This is a genomic window from Streptomyces sp. AA1529 (assembly GCF_000280905.1).
In the GTDB taxonomy this organism is placed as follows: Bacteria; Actinomycetota; Actinomycetes; order Streptomycetales; family Streptomycetaceae; genus Streptomyces.
In genome coordinates this window covers 1-14513 of the sequence record NZ_ALAP01000024.1, presented here as the reverse complement: position 1 = coordinate 14513, position 14513 = coordinate 1, and the positions used below count along the sequence as shown (strand labels likewise).

The window sequence follows — 14513 nt, the reverse complement described above, 5'->3', positions numbered from 1 at the left end:
CCAGTGCACTCCTCGCGGCCGCCGTCCGAAAGGCGGGACCGGGGGTCCTTTCTCTTCGTTTGTGGAGATTTTGGCCGAGCGTCAAGGTCGCGGGCTTCCATGGGCATTCCCTTTGCGTATCCGCAAAAGTCCTTTACTCGTATTTACCGCTCAATCGCGGATTACCGTGCTCACCCGCGCGCCCGCCACCGCGCTGGCCGCGCACATCCGCAATTCGGCGCCCTTTTCCACGCCCGGCGCGCACGCCCCGCGCTCCCCGAGGCTGCCCCACCGGGACCGTCGCCGCACCCGGTGCGGCCACCGCGCCTATCCGCGCGGTCCGGCGTTCTTCGCGGCGACCACCGCGTCGAAGACCTCCCGCTTGGGCACTCCGGCGCCGCGGGCCACCTCCGCGATGGCCTCCTTGCGCTGCTGGCCCGCCGCCTCGCGCTCCGCGACCCGGCGCGCCAGCTCCGCCGCGTCCGCCTCGCCCGCCGCGGGCGGCTCGGCCCCCCGGACCACGACCGTGATCTCCCCGCGCACGCCCTCGGCCGCCCACGCGGCCAGCTCCGCCAGCGGGCCGCGCCGCACCTGCTCGTAGGTCTTGGTCAGCTCCCGGCACACCGCGGCCTCCCGCTCCGCGCCGAACACCTCGGCCATGGCGGTGAGCGTGGCCCCCAGCCGGTGCGGCGCCTCGAAGTACACCAGGGTGCGGCGCTCCTCGGCCGCCTCGCGCAGCCTGCCCCGCCGCTCGCCGGGCTTGCGCGGCAGGAATCCCTCGAAGCAGAACCGGTCCACCGGCAACCCCGAGACCGCCAGCGCCGTCAGCACCGCGGAGGGGCCGGGGACCGCGGTCACCCGCACCCCGTGCTGCACGGCCGCGGCCACCAGCCGGTAGCCGGGGTCGGACACCGAGGGCATCCCCGCGTCGGTCACCAGCACCACCCGGGCACCGCCCGCCAGCGCCTCGGCCAGCTCCGGGGTGCGGGCGGCCTCGTTGCCCTCGAAGTAGGAGACGATCCGCCCGCCGGGCGCCACCCCCAGCGCCTGGGTCAGCCTGCGCAGCCGCCGGGTGTCCTCGGCGGCGACGATGTCGGCGGCGGTCAGCTCGGCCGCGAGGCGCGGCGGGGCGTCGGAAGGGTCGCCGATGGGGGTCCCGGCGAGGACGAGCGTTCCAGTCACCCGCCCATCCTCGCAGCGTCACCCGTCCGATCCCGCAGCGGTGACGCGGCGGCACACGCCGCCCCCGCGGTCCCTACGATGGCCCGCGTGACGACCAGTGACACCGTGGGGGACGCCGACCGCAGGCAGGACGGGCCCGGCGGCCCGGGCTGCGAGAGCAGCGCCGGGGACGAGGGCGGCCCGCCGCCGCTTCCCCGGTGGCAGATGCGGCTGCGCCGCTTCGGCTACGCGGCCCGGCCGCGCGCCGGTGTCCGCGAACGCCTCACCCCGTCGTTCCCCGCGCCGGACCCGCGGCTGGGCGCGGTCCTCGGACTGGGTCCCGAGCTGTCGCTGCGGCTGGCGCGCTGGGCGGCCTGGGGCGGACCACTGCTGATCGCGCTCCTCGCCGGAGCCCTGCGGTTCTGGCAGCTCGGCTCGCCGCACGCCGTCATATTCGACGAGACGTACTACGCCAAGGACGCCTGGTCGCTGATCCACTTCGGGTACGAGGGGACCTGGCCGGACAACGCCAACGAGCGCATCCTGGGCGATCCGCAGCGCATCCCGCTCTCGCCGGAGGGCTCCTACGTCGTCCACCCGACCGTCGGGAAGTGGGTGATCGGGCTCGGCGAGGCCGTCTTCGGGCTCGACCCGTTCGGCTGGCGGTTCATGACGGCGCTGCTGGGCACCCTCTCGGTGCTGATGCTGTGCCGTATCGGGCGCCGGCTGTTCCGCTCCACGGCGCTGGGCTGCCTGGCGGGTGCCCTGATGGCCGTGGACGGGCTGCACTTCGTGATGAGCCGGGTCGCGCTGCTGGACCTGGTGGTGATGTTCTGGGTGCTGGCCGCGTTCGGCTGCCTGCTCGTCGACCGCGACAGATCCAGGGAACGGCTGGCGGCCCGGTTGCCGCGGGCCGGTACCGACGCGGGCGACGGCAGCGGCGCTCCGCTGCCCGACGCGGCCGTGGGGGACCGGACGCGACTGGGCTGGCGGCCGTGGCGGCTGGCGGCCGGGGTGTGCCTGGGGCTGGCCTGTGCCACCAAGTGGAACGGCCTGTACGTGCTGGCCGCGTTCGGGCTGCTGACCGTCCTGTGGGACGTGGGGGCGCGCCGCACCGCGGGCGCCTCCCGCCCGGTGCCGGCCATGCTCACCAGGGACGCGGGGCCCGCGTTCCTCTCCCTGCCGTGCGTCGCGGTGGCCACCTACATCGCCTCCTGGACGGGCTGGTTCGCCACCTCGGGCGGCTACTTCCGGAACTGGGCGGACGAGCAGGGCGCCGCCGGCCCGTGGGGCTGGCTGCCGGGACCGCTGCGCAGCCTGTGGCACTACGAGAGCGAGGTCTACGACTTCCACGTCAACCTCACCTCCGGGCACACCTACCAGTCGAACCCGTGGAGCTGGCTGGTCCTGGGCCGTCCCGTCTCCTACTTCTACGAGTCGCCCGAGGCGGGCTCCGACGGCTGCACCGACAAGGCCGAGGGCTGCGCCCGCGAAGTCCTGGCGCTGGGCACCCCGGTGCTGTGGTGGGCCGCCTGCGCGGCGCTCCTGTACGTCGCCTACCGCTGGCTGCTGCGCCGCGACTGGCGGGCGGGCGCGATCCTGTGCGGTGTCGCCGCCGGCTACCTGCCCTGGTTCCTCTACCAGGAGCGCACCATCTTCCTGTTCTACGCCGTGGTGTTCCTCCCCTTCCTGTGCCTGGGGCTGGCGATGGCGGCCGGGGCGCTGACCGGGCCGCCGGGTGCGGACGACAGACGGCGCACCCTGGGCGTGGTCGGGGTGGGCGTGGTCGGGCTGCTGATCGTGTGGAACTTCGTCTACTTCTGGCCCATCTACACCGGGCAGACGATTCCGCTGGGCGAGTGGCGGCACCGAATGTGGCTTGACTCCTGGATCTGACCTGAAGTGGGCGTTTTCCGACTGGAAACGGCTGTCGAATGAACTGGCAGATCACGAAAACGCTCAGCGAAGATCGCGATTCGGACACAAGGCCGTGATACGGAACCGATCACCCCGCGCTGCTCGTCTGCCCCAGGGGCCGCGGCAGCGCGGCCGCGAGGGGCGGCGGTTCCGTTCCTCGGCCCGGACCGCCGGCCACCGGCGGAATCCGGGACACACGGGGCAGCAGAACACCGGCAGAAGGGGCTGAACGGGCACACGGGGCACGTTCTGTCATGGACGTGCTCTAGGGTGCCTCGCGTCAGGACTTCGGCCGGCAGACCGGTCCAAGGCGGGTGGAGGGGCAGAACGCGGATGCGCGACACACAGAAGATGGCCGTGATCGGCGGGGTCGCCGCCGCCGTCGTCGGGCTCGCCGGCGTCGGTGTCTACGTCCTCGTCGGCAGCGACGGGGAGGAGGCCCAGAGCACCGTCGCCGCGGACAGCAAGGCGGCCGAGGCCAAGAAGGGCCCGCTCAGCGCGGCCGAAGTGCGCACCGCCGCCAAGGAATTCCTGGGCGCCTGGGCCGAGGGCGACACCAAGAAGGCCGCCGCGCTGACCGACGACTCCGCAGCGGCCGCCAAGGCGCTCGGCGCCTTCCGCAGCAAGGCCCACGTCTCCGAGGTCACGGCCACCCCCGAGAAGGCCGAAGGCGAGAAGGTGCCCTTCGACGTCACCGCGCAGGTCGCCTACGGCAAGAAGGACGCCGCCTGGAAGTACGACTCGGCGCTGAAGATCGTCCGGGCCGCGAAGACCGGCGAGCCCGTGGTCGAGTGGAAGCCGTCCGTGCTGCACCCCAAGCTCAAGGACGGCCGGACCATCGTCACCGACGAGTCGGGCACCCCGCCCGTCACCGCCGTGGACCGGGACGGCTCGCCGCTCAGCGCCGAGGACCACCCCGCGCTCGCCGGGGTGATCCGCGACATCGGCAAGCGCTACGGCGACAAGACCGAGGGCTCCCCGGGCGTGCAGACGCGCCTCGTCGACGCCAAGGGCAAGACCGACACCGTGCTGCGCCAGCTCTCCGAGCCCACGCCCGGAAAGCTGAAGACGACCATCGACGCCGGGGCGCAGCGCGCGGCCGAGACCGCCGTCAAGGGCAAGAAGAAGGCCTCCGTGGTCGCCGTCAAGCCCAGCACCGGCGAGATCCTGGCCATCGCCAACTCCCCCGCCAAGGGTTTCAACAGCGCCCTGCAGGGCTCGCTGGCCCCCGGCTCCACCATGAAGGTCGTCACCAGCGCCATGCTGCTCGACAAGGGCCTCGCCTCGCCCGGCAAGACCCATCCGTGCCCCAAGTACTTCACCTACGGCGGCTGGAAGTTCCACAACGACGACAACTTCGAGATCAAGCACGGCACCTTCGCGCAGAGCTTCGCCCGCTCCTGCAACACCGCCTTCATCAGCCAGGCGCCCGAACTGAAGGACGACGACCTCACCAAGGAGGCCCGGGACGTCTTCGGTATCGGTCTCAACTGGAAGACCGGCACCACCACCTTCGACGGCCGGGTCCCGGTCCAGTCGGACGCCCAGATGGCGGCCTCGCTCATGGGCCAGGGCGGGGTGCGGATGAACCCGCTCAACATGGCGTCCGTCTCCGCCACCGTGCAGAACGGCACCTTCCGGCAGCCGTACGTGGTGCCCCCGTCGGTCGACGACCGCACCCTCGCCAAGGCGCCGCGCACCATGAAGCCCGGCGTGCAGAAGGACCTCAAGTCCCTGATGAAGGTCACCGCCACCGGTGGCACCGCGGCCCAGCCGATGGCCGGGATGAGCGGGGACTTCGGCGCGAAGACCGGCTCCGCCGAGGTCGACGGGCAGAAGAAGCCGAACGCCTGGTTCACCGCGTACTCCGGTGACGCCGCCGCGGCGGCCGTCGTGCCCGCCTCCGGACACGGCAACGAGAACGCCGGTCCGATCGTCCGCAAGGTGCTGGACGCCGCCCGCGGCTGAGGCCGCGCCGCCAGCGCCGGCCGGTACGGCGCCGCCGTACCGGCCGGCGGGCGCTCCGCAGCCCGGGCCGATCCGGCTCTGCCGCCGCCGGGCCGGTGCCGCACCGCCGGCGGCGGGCCGGGCACCCCGGTAAAAGCGCTGATCAACGCGGCGGTAGCGTCCTGTGCATGATGCATCGACTCCGTGACCGCGCCGCCCGCGGCGGCGCAGGGTGACCCCGATAGTCGTCGCCGCGGTGCTGGCCGCGGCGCTCACCCACGCCACCTGGAACGCGCTGGCGCACGGCATCCGCGATCAGCTGCTCGCCTTCACCCTGGTCGGCAGCGGCGGTGCGCTGTGCGGCGCCGCGCTGGCCTGCTTCGCGCCGCTCCCGGCGGCCGGGGCCTGGCCGCCGCTGCTGTTCTCGGCGGCGCTGCACGTCGTCTACCAGGCGCTGCTGATGCGCTCCTTCCGGATGGGCGAGTTCGGGCAGATGTACCCCATCGCGCGGGGGACGGCGCCGCTGGTGGTGACGGTGCTGGCGGCCGTCTTCGTGCACGAGATGCCCGACGGATGGCAACTGGCCGGGGTGCTGCTGGCCTCCGCCGGGCTGGTCGGTGTGGCGCTGTGGGGACTGCGCGGTGCGGGGCGCTCCCCGGAGACGGCCTCCGGCGCTGCGGCCTCCGGGGCTGCGGACGCGGCTTCCGGCTCCGGCGCTGCGGCCTCCGGGGCCGGTGGAGCGGCCTCCGGTTCCGGCTCGGGTGCCGGTCCGCAGTGGCCCGCACTGACCGCCGCCGTGTGCACGGGCCTGGCCATCGCCTCGTACACCGTCGTGGACGGGGTGGGCGTGCGGGCCGCGGGCACCCCGCTGGGCTACATCGCCTGGCTGATGCTGCTGGAGGGGCTGGCCATCCCGGTCTGGGCCCTGCTCACCCGCCGTCGCGCCCTGGTCGCAGAGCTGCGCCCGGTGGCCCTGCGCGGGCTGCTGGGCGGGGCGCTGTCGGTGCTGGCCTACGGGCTGGTGCTGTGGGCGCAGACCCGGGCACCGCTGGCACCGGTGGCGGCGCTGCGGGAGTCGTCGATCATCGCCGGGGCCGCGATCGGCGCCCTCTTCTTCAAGGAGCGGTTCGGCTGGCCCAGGACCGCCGCGAGCGTGCTGATGGTGGGCGGCATAGCGCTGATGCTGCACGGCACCTGAGCCCCGGCGGACGGCGCCCGCGCGGGCCCGTACCCGGCGGTCCCGGCGGTCCCGCCCGCGAGGGACCCGGCCGCTGCTCGTCGGCGGCCGGGACGGGGCTACCCTGGGGGCCGGCCCCCAACAGGAGAGTGATGGCTGGCAACCGCGTCAACCTCGTCAACATGGAAACCGTCGACAAGGTGCACGGCACCCGCGCCCTCCTCGACACCGTCTCGCTGGGCGTCAACGAGGCGGACAAGATCGGAGTCGTGGGCCGCAACGGCGACGGCAAGACCACCCTGATCAAGGTGCTGGCCCGCGAGGAGGAACCGGACGCGGGCCGGGTCACCCACGCGGGAGGGCTGCGGGTCGGCGTGCTCACGCAGCACGACTCCCTCGACCCGCAGGCCACCGTCCGGCACGAAGTGGTCGGCGACCTGGCCGACCACGAGTGGGCGGGTGTCCCGCAGATCCGCGACGTGCTCACCGGGCTGTTCGGCGGCCTGGACCTGCCCGGCTTCCCGCAGGGCCTGGACACCGTGATCGGTCCGCTCTCCGGCGGTGAGCGCCGCCGGATCGCGCTCGCCAAGCTGCTCATCGCCGAGCAGGACCTGATCGTGCTGGACGAGCCGACCAACCACCTCGACGTGGAGGGCATCTCCTGGCTCGCCGGGCACCTGCGCGCCCGCCGCTCCGCGCTGGTGTGCGTCACCCACGACCGCTGGTTCCTCGACCAGGTCGCCACCCGCATGTGGGACGTGCAGCGCGGTGCGGTGCACGAGTACGAGGGCGGCTACTCGGACTACGTCTTCGCCCGCGCCGAGCGGGAGCGCATCGCCGCGCAGGAGGAGTCCAAGCGGCAGAATCTGATGCGCAAGGAGCTGGCCTGGCTGCGGCGCGGCGCCCCGGCCCGCACCAGCAAGCCGCGCTTCCGGATCGAGGCGGCGAACGCGCTGATCGAGGGCGAGCCGCCGCCCCGGGACAGCCAGGAGCTGATGCGCTTCGCCAACTCCCGGCTGGGCAAGACGGTCTTCGACCTGGAGGGCGTCACCGTGCAGGCCGGGCCGAAGCTGTTGCTCAAACAGCTCACCTGGCAGCTGGGTCCCGGTGACCGGATCGCCTTGGTGGGCGTCAACGGCGCGGGCAAGACCTCGCTGCTGCGCGCCCTGGCCGACACCGCCGCCACCGGAGGCGAACAGCTCTCGCCGCTGGTCACCGAGGGGCGGATCAAGGTCGGCAGGACGGTGAAGCTGGCCTACCTCTCCCAGGAGGTCGCCGAACTGGACCCGGCGCTGCGGGTCCTGGAGGCGGTGGAAGCCGTCCGCTCCCGCATCGACCTGGGCAAGGGCCGGGAGATGACGGCCTCGCAGCTGTGCGAGCGGTTCGGCTTCGCCAAGGAGAAGCAGTGGACGCCGGTGGGCGACCTCTCCGGCGGCGAGCGGCGGCGGCTGCAGATCCTGCGGCTGCTGATGGACGAGCCCAACGTCCTCTTCCTGGACGAGCCGACCAACGACCTGGACATCGAGACCCTCACCCAGCTCGAGGACCTGCTGGACGGCTGGCCCGGCTCGCTGGTGGTCATCTCGCACGACCGGTACTTCGTCGAGCGCACCACCGACCGCGTCTACGCGCTGCTGGGCGATGCCACCCTGCGAATGCTGCCGCGGGGCATCGACGAGTATCTGGAGCGCCGGGCCCGGATGGAGACCGCGGCCGCCGCGTCGGCGCCCGCCGCCGCGGACCGGGCCGGGGGCGGGTCGGACCGGTCGGCCAAGGAGCCGGCCAAGCCCGCGGCGCTCTCCCGCGCTGCGCACAAGGAGATGCAGCGGATCGAGCGCCAGTTGGAGAAGGCGGAGCAGCGCGAGGCGGCACTGCACGCCGAGATGGCCGAGCACGCGACCGACTTCGAGCGGGTGGCGGAGCTGGACGGCGAACTGCGCGAGGTGCGCGAGAAGCGCGAGGAGTTGGAGATGCGCTGGCTGGAACTGGCCGATACCGAAGGTGCATGACAACTTCACCGGGAGCGGTGGTAGAAAGGGGCGCCCTGCTCCTTTCTGAGGAACCGCGATGACACAGCCGCCGCCCCCACCACCCGGTCAGCCTCCCCAGGGTGGCTGGAATCCGCCCGCGCAGCCGTCACCGCAACAGGCGCCCCCACCGCAGCACGTGCCGCCGCGGCAGATACCGCAGCAGCCACCGGTCCCGCAGCAGCCACCGGCCCCTCCCGCCGCGCCGCCCGCGCCGCCGCCGTCCGGACCGGGCTTCGGCCAGGCGCCGTACGGCGGTCACCCGGCCGCCCCGCAGCAGCCGCCCCCGCCTCCGGGAGGCGGCGGACCGTTCGCGCCGCGCGGCCGCAGCCCCAGGGCGGTCCGCATCTTCGCGGCGGTGGTCGCCGTGGTGCTGGTCGCGGGCGGCATATGGCTGTTCTCCGTCGGCGGCGAGGACGGCAACGGCCCCCGGGGCTCCGAGGCGGGTGTCCCCGGCGGCAGCCACGCGAAGCAGCTCTTCTCTCTCGAACAGCCGGACACCCATGTCAAGGACGCCCAGGGTGCCGACGGGAGCTGGGCCACCGAGAAGATCTACGCCAAGTCCTCGATCAACGCGATCGAGGGATACCGGATGAACGGCGAACGCGCCTGGCGCATCCCGCTGGGCGGCCCGGTCTGCGCGGCGTCGCCGCACATGACCGACGACCACCGCACGGCCGTCGCCTTCGAGAAGGGGAGCGGCGGGTGCAACTCCGTCGCCGTCTTCGACGTCGACACCGGCAAGAAGCTGTGGGACCAGCCCATCCCCATCGGCAGGACCATCTTCGGCGGCGGCGACGTGAATCTGACCGTCGCCCAGGACACCGTCGCGCTCTCCTGGATCGGTGGCTTCGCCGCCTTCCCGATCGAGGGCGGTGACCCGCTGTGGAAGAGCAAGGAGACCGGGGAGACCTGCGAGCACAGCCGGTACGGCGGTGGCGCCCGGCTGCTGGTGGTCCTGGAGTGCGACGAGTCGCTGACGCTCAACCAGCTCGACCCGAAGACCGGCCACTCCACCTGGGACATGCGGCTGCCCCACAACCTCAAGGACGGGCGTGCCGTCCGTATCGTGGACACCGATCCGATCGTGCTGGTGCTGGGCATCGGCGACGCATCGGAGTCGGAGGTCATGACGATCGACGACGACGGCTCGATCGCCGCCACCTTCAGTCTCGGCGACCGCTACGAACCGGGCTGCGGCATCGGCGACCTGGGCAGCGAGGCGTGCTTCAACGTCGTGGCGACCGAGGACATGGTCTACATCGCGACCAAGGAGCACTCGGGCAAGAGCGACGACTCGCTGTCCCGCACCAACGAGGTCATGGGCTTCGGCTTCCACAGCGGTGAGCCGAAGTGGAAGTCCGGCGCGGGCGAGGGCCGCACGGTGTTCCCCATCGGGACCCGGGGCGACAAGGCGATCGCGTACGTGACCCCCGCCGACGGCAAGGGCGGGCAGGTCGTCAGCGTGTCCCCGGGGAACGGGGAGCAGCACGGACTGCTGCGGCTGCCGGACGAAACCGCCGAGCAGCAGAGCCGCTTCCGGGCGCCGACGATGAGCCGGAGCGCCCCCGCGCTCTACGTGGGCGGCCGGCTCTTCCTGCAACGGAGCCTGCTGTACGGGAAGAACGACACCGATGCCAAGGAGAAGGCGCCACTGGCCATGGGGTTCGGTACCGGACGGTGACGGAACCGGGATCCGGGTCCCGGGAGTCCGGTGGTAGAAAGAATGTCCGCTCAGCAGTCTGCCGATGGTGGGCCATGATGTCCGATTCGCTCGGCCCTACGGGGGTTTGAGGCGCCGGGCGCGCGGTCTGCCCGTACCAAGGGAATGTCATGTCGCAGCCGCCTCCGCCACCGAGCCAGCCGCCGTCCGGGGGCTTCGGCGCACCGCAGGAGCCCCCGCGCGATCCGCAGGGGCAGCCGGCCTACGGCTATCCGCAGCAGCCCGGACAGCCGCCTCAGCAGCCGCCGCAGCCTCCGCAGTCGCCACCGCCGGGCGGCTACGGCTATCCGCAGCAGCCGGGCCCGCCCGGTCCGCCGGGACCGCCGCCGGCCCCGCCCGGTCCGCCGCCCGGCCCGCCCGGGCCCGCAGGTCCGCCGGCCGACGGCCGGCACGGCGCGCCCACCATGGCCTACGGCCAGCCGGCGGCGCCCTACGGCCAGCCCGGCCCCTACGGCCAGCAGCCGCCGCCCGGGTACCAGGGCCCCGGGGGTCCCGGCGTTCCCGGAGGGCCCGGCGTTCCCGGAGGTCCCGGGGGCGGCAAGAAGAACACCAAGCTCATCGCTCTGATCGCGGCTGCCGTCGCGGTGGTGCTGATCGCCGGTGCGGGCGTGTTCCTGTTCACCCGCGGCGACGACGAGGGCGGGAAGAAGGACGAGTCCAAGGGCAGTTCGCAGAAGTCCAAGGGCGGTGGCCTGGAGACCAAGCCCAAGAGCACCAAGGGCGACGAGCTGTTCAACGTCCAGGACCCCAAGGTCAAGGACTACACCAAGGTTCCCGGGACCTGGGCCACGGACAAGGTGTTCGCCAAGGTCTCGGTCAAGGAACTCCTGATGGTGGACCTCAAGACCGACGAGCAGAAGTCGCCGGTCTCGCTGAAGGGCGAGGTGTGCAGCGCCTCGAACGGCATGACGAAGCGCCACGAGGTGGCCATGGTCGTGCGCGAGACCATCTCCAGCAACGCCTCCTGCAACCGGATGGTCGCGGTCGACCTGGACACCGGGAAGATCGTCATGGACGAGAAGATGTCCGGCGCCAAGGACGAGTCGTCCAACGACAACGTGGCCATCAGCGGTGACACCGTGGCCACCGCGTGGATCGGCGGCTCCGCCGCCTACGACATCCCCTCGGGCAAGCAGCTGTGGAAGAGCAAGTCGAGCAACTGCCGCGACGAGGGGTACTCGGGCGGCAAGGAGCTGTACGCGGTCACCGAGTGCGGCAGCTTCTCCAAGCCGCAGATCAGCGTGCAGCGGCTCGACCCGGAGAACAAGGGGAAGGCCACCTGGAAGTTCGACGTGCCCAAGGGCGCGAAGAACGTACGGATCGCCTCCACGGATCCGCTCGTCCTGGTGGTCGGCGCCGGAAGCGAACTCACCAGCGACGTCATGACGGTCGGTGAGGACAAGAAGCTCAAGGCCCGGATCTCGATCGACGACAACTACGTCCGGCCCTGCGGCGTCGAGGTCGACAGCTGCTACAACATCGCGGTGGGCAAGGACACCGTCTACCTCGCGACGGAGGAGCACAGCGGCAAGGCCGAGTACGGCCGGACGAACGAGATCATGGCGTTCGACTTCGACAGCGGGCACACCAAGTGGAAGGCCGAGGCCGGGGAGAAGCGCAGCTTCGTGCCGATCCGGATGGACGGCCCCAACCTCCTCGCCTACAAGCTGCCGGACTACGACGCGGGCGGCGAGGTCGTCAGCATCGAGCCCGGCAAGGGGAAGCAGACGCTGCTGCTGAAGATGCCGCAGGTCGAGCAGGGCGAGGGCGAGCAGGCGTTCAACATCAGTGCGAGCAGCCTGCGGGAGCCGCTGCGCTTCCAGAACGGCAAGCTCTTCCTGAGCTCCTCGACCATCTCCAAGCCCGACAGCGACTACGACGACCCCTTCGACAAGCTGGCGGCCGGTTTCGGTCCGCAGTGAGTCAGCCGGATCCCCGCGCGGCGGTGCGGCCGCGGTGCGGGGCCGGGGTACCGTCCCCGTCCTGACCGGCCCCCGACGGCCCGCCACGGCACCCGTGGCGGGCCGTCGGCCGTTCCGGGGGCCGTGTTCAAGCCCTCCCTTGGGGATTTCAGCCCGTAAGGGGCGCGGAACGCCGAGTGAGCGTGTAGCTTCCCGGGGAACAGGAGACGGGCTGCGCTGGGGGGTGCGGGGCCATCCGTAGCGTGTGTGGGGGGAGCGAGCTTGATGAGCGTGCGGCTCATGGTGGTCGACGACCACCGCCTGCTCGCCGAGGCCCTTGCCTCGGCACTGAAGCTGCGCGGGCACCGCGTGCTCGCGGCGGCCGCGCCCAGCGGCGGCGCGGCCGAACTGGTCATCAGCCGGGCGCCGGAGGTGTGCCTGCTGGGAACGGCGACGCCCGCCGAGCCGGGCGTCTTCGATCCGGTGGTGCGGATCAAGAGAGAGAAGCCGCAGATCGCGGTGGTGGTGCTCGGCCCGGTACCGAGCCCGCGCGGGATCGCCTCCGCCTTCGCGGCGGGGGCGTCCGGCTATGTGCGGCACGACGAGCGGATCGAGGGCGTCGAGCGGGCCATGGTCAAGGCGCGGGCCGGTGAGGCGGCCGTGGCGCCGCAGTTGCTGAGCCAGTCGTTCGCCGAGCTGCTCAACCCGGCCGCCGAGCCCGACGACGAGGGGGCCCGGCTGCTGCAGATGCTCACCCCGCGGGAGGTGGAGGTGCTGGTGCGGGTCGCCGAGGGCGAGGACACCCGGCTGATCGCGGCCGGCATGCGGATCGCCCCCAGCACGGCACGCACCCATGTGCAGCGGGTGCTGATGAAGCTGGGGGTCGGTTCGCGTCTGGAGGCGGCCGCGCTCGCCGCCCGCACCGGACTGCTGGAGCGGGTCGGCGGCACGGGCGGCTGACCCGGCGCACGCGCCGCGCGCACGCCGGGTCCAGGTGCCGTCCGCGCTCCGTCGGGCGACGGCTCCGGTCGTCCGCGGCTGCGGTGTGCCGCTGACGGGACCGGGCGCCGCCTACTCCTCGTCCTCCGGCGCCGGCGGCGGGATCGTGGGGCTGAGGCGGAGCCACAGCAGGAAGCCCAGGCCCAGGACCAGCATGGCGAGTCCGGTCCACAGGTTGATGTTGATGTCCTGGGCCTTCTTCAGGTCCTCGTCCGAGGCGAAGACCCCCGCGAGGGTGACGAGCACGCCGTAGACCACGAACAGGCCGCCGATGATCCGCCGTACGTCGAAGAGGCGGGCCGCGGTGCGGGAGCGCCGCTCCAGCTCCTCGACGTCGGTGGCCACCTGCCGGGCGGCGGGCTTTTCGGTGCTGTTGTCGTTCATTGCGCTTCAGTGTCCTTCGCGTCGGGGCTCAGAAGGAGAAGGGGATGTAGCAGAGGGCCGCGAGGATCACCGCGCCCCAGCCCAGCAGCGCGGGCCTGCGGTACCACGCGTCGTCGCCCTCGCCGGGCGGCTCCTCCGCGCCGGGCGACCGGGTGCCGTAGACCAGCCCCGCGAGCTCCTCGACCGGCTTGGACCGGGTGAACAGCGTGACGACCACCATCACCGCGGCGCCCAGCACGAAGGCGACGATCGAGGAGACGAAGTTCGCGCCCTGGTCGCTGGGGATGTCGATGACGCCGTGCTTGTAGAACCAGAAGTAGTTCACCATCGCGCCGGCGGTGCCGCTCAGCAGGCCCCAGAATCCGGCGGCCGGCGTGGTCTTCTTCCAGAACATGCCGATGATGAACACCACGAACAGCGGCACGTTGAAGAACGAGAACAGCGTCTGCAGGTAGTTCATGATGTTGCTGAACGAGGAGGCGATGAACGCGGTCCCCATGCCGATCAGCACGCCGACGGCGGTGACCCAGCGGGCGGTCCTGACGTAGTACTCGTCCGGCTGGTCCTTCTTCAGGTACGCGGCCCAGATGTCGTTGGTGAAGACGGTGTTGAAGGAGGAGATGTTGGCCGCCATGCCGGCCATGAACGCCGCCAACAGACCGGTGACCGCGATGCCCAGCACGCCGTTGGGCAGCAGGTCGCGCATCAGCACCGGGATGGCGTCGTTGTACTGCAGCCCGTCCTCGTGCTTGCCCAGGGTCGGCTCCATCACGAGCGCGATCAGACCGGGTATGACCACGACCGCCGGGATGAAGATCTTGGGGAAGGCGGCGATCAGCGGGGTGCGCTTGGCGGCCGAGAGGTTCTTGGCGGACAGCGCGCGCTGCACCTCGGCGAAGTTGGTCGTCCAGTAGCCGAAGCTCATCACGAAGCCCAGGCCCAGCACGATGGTCAGCCAGTTGGCGCCCAGCGGGTTGGCGGAGCCGATTCCGGTGCCGTCCCAGGCGGTCATGAAGGCGCCGCCCTTCTCGCCGGAGAGGGTGTCGCTGATGCCGCCCCAGCCGCCGACCCGCTTGAGGCCCACGACCGTGAGCGGGATCAGCGCGGCGAGGATGACGAAGAACTGCAGCACCTCGGTGTAGATCGCAGAGGAGAGGCCGCCGAGCGTGATGTAGGCGAGCACGAAGAAGCCCGCCACCACGATGGAGATCCACAGTTCCCAGCCCAGCAGCGCCTTCAGCACGAGGGCGAGCGCGTAGAGGTTCACGCCCGCGATCAGCACCGAGGAGACGGCGAAG

The 14513-nt window shown here is 72.0% G+C and carries 10 protein-coding genes; 7 read left to right on the top strand and 3 right to left on the bottom strand.

The features are described from left to right. Positions 1–306: 306 nt before the first annotated feature. On the bottom strand, positions 307–1161 hold the full coding sequence (gene rsmI, locus A949_RS0107785; protein ID WP_019355443.1) for a 16S rRNA (cytidine(1402)-2'-O)-methyltransferase: 855 nt from the start codon (positions 1159–1161) through the stop codon (positions 307–309). A gap of 78 nt (positions 1162–1239) precedes the next feature. On the opposite strand from rsmI, the gene A949_RS0107780 reads away from it, so the two are divergent. The 7 genes from A949_RS0107780 (at position 1240) to A949_RS0107740 (ending at position 12792) form a co-directional block, all read left to right on the top strand. Further along, positions 1240–3036 (top strand): dolichyl-phosphate-mannose--protein mannosyltransferase, encoded by a 1797-nt coding sequence (locus A949_RS0107780; protein ID WP_019355442.1) that lies wholly within the window; start codon positions 1240–1242, stop codon positions 3034–3036. Between the two features lie 354 nt (positions 3037–3390). Then, on the top strand, positions 3391–5025 hold the full coding sequence (locus A949_RS0107775) for a penicillin-binding transpeptidase domain-containing protein (protein WP_019355441.1): 1635 nt from the start codon (positions 3391–3393) through the stop codon (positions 5023–5025). Between the two features lie 211 nt (positions 5026–5236). Further along, entirely contained in the window at positions 5237–6202 is a 966-nt protein-coding gene (locus A949_RS0107770; protein ID WP_019355440.1) for a DMT family transporter, read from the top strand. Between the two features lie 131 nt (positions 6203–6333). Beyond that, positions 6334–8190, top strand: a complete 1857-nt coding sequence (locus tag A949_RS0107765; protein WP_019355439.1) for an ABC-F family ATP-binding cassette domain-containing protein — start codon at positions 6334–6336, stop codon at positions 8188–8190. Between the two features lie 58 nt (positions 8191–8248). Further along, the gene (locus A949_RS0107750; protein WP_158687560.1) at positions 8249–9892 is read left to right on the top strand and encodes an outer membrane protein assembly factor BamB family protein; all 1644 of its coding nucleotides are present in this window, start codon (positions 8249–8251) and stop codon (positions 9890–9892) included. A 149-nt stretch (positions 9893–10041) separates the two neighbouring features. Beyond that, positions 10042–11853, top strand: coding sequence for a PQQ-binding-like beta-propeller repeat protein (locus tag A949_RS0107745; RefSeq protein ID WP_026004431.1), 1812 nt, complete (start codon positions 10042–10044; stop codon positions 11851–11853). 264 nt (positions 11854–12117) lie between these two features. Then, entirely contained in the window at positions 12118–12792 is a 675-nt protein-coding gene (locus tag A949_RS0107740) for a helix-turn-helix transcriptional regulator (RefSeq protein WP_019355434.1), read from the top strand. 111 nt (positions 12793–12903) lie between these two features. On the opposite strand, the gene A949_RS0107735 is transcribed toward A949_RS0107740, so the two are convergent. Both A949_RS0107735 and A949_RS0107730 read right to left on the bottom strand, forming a co-directional pair. Then, entirely contained in the window at positions 12904–13215 is a 312-nt protein-coding gene (locus tag A949_RS0107735; protein ID WP_019355433.1) for a hypothetical protein, read from the bottom strand. Positions 13216–13243: 28 nt separating this feature from the next. After that, positions 13244–14513: sodium:solute symporter family transporter (locus A949_RS0107730; protein WP_019355432.1), on the bottom strand; the 1270-nt coding region annotated here is incomplete at its 5' end.

Coding starts and splice junctions, on each gene's coding strand:
- A949_RS0107780 (WP_019355442.1), top strand. CDS start 1,240: ATGGCCCGCGTGACGACCAGTGACACCGTGGGGGACGCCGACCGCAGG.
- A949_RS0107775 (WP_019355441.1), top strand. CDS start 3,391: ATGCGCGACACACAGAAGATGGCCGTGATCGGCGGGGTCGCCGCCGCC.
- A949_RS0107765 (WP_019355439.1), top strand. CDS start 6,334: ATGGCTGGCAACCGCGTCAACCTCGTCAACATGGAAACCGTCGACAAG.
- A949_RS0107750 (WP_158687560.1), top strand. CDS start 8,249: ATGACACAGCCGCCGCCCCCACCACCCGGTCAGCCTCCCCAGGGTGGC.
- A949_RS0107745 (WP_026004431.1), top strand. CDS start 10,042: ATGTCGCAGCCGCCTCCGCCACCGAGCCAGCCGCCGTCCGGGGGCTTC.
- A949_RS0107740 (WP_019355434.1), top strand. CDS start 12,118: ATGAGCGTGCGGCTCATGGTGGTCGACGACCACCGCCTGCTCGCCGAG.
- A949_RS0107735 (WP_019355433.1), bottom strand. CDS start 13,215: ATGAACGACAACAGCACCGAAAAGCCCGCCGCCCGGCAGGTGGCCACC.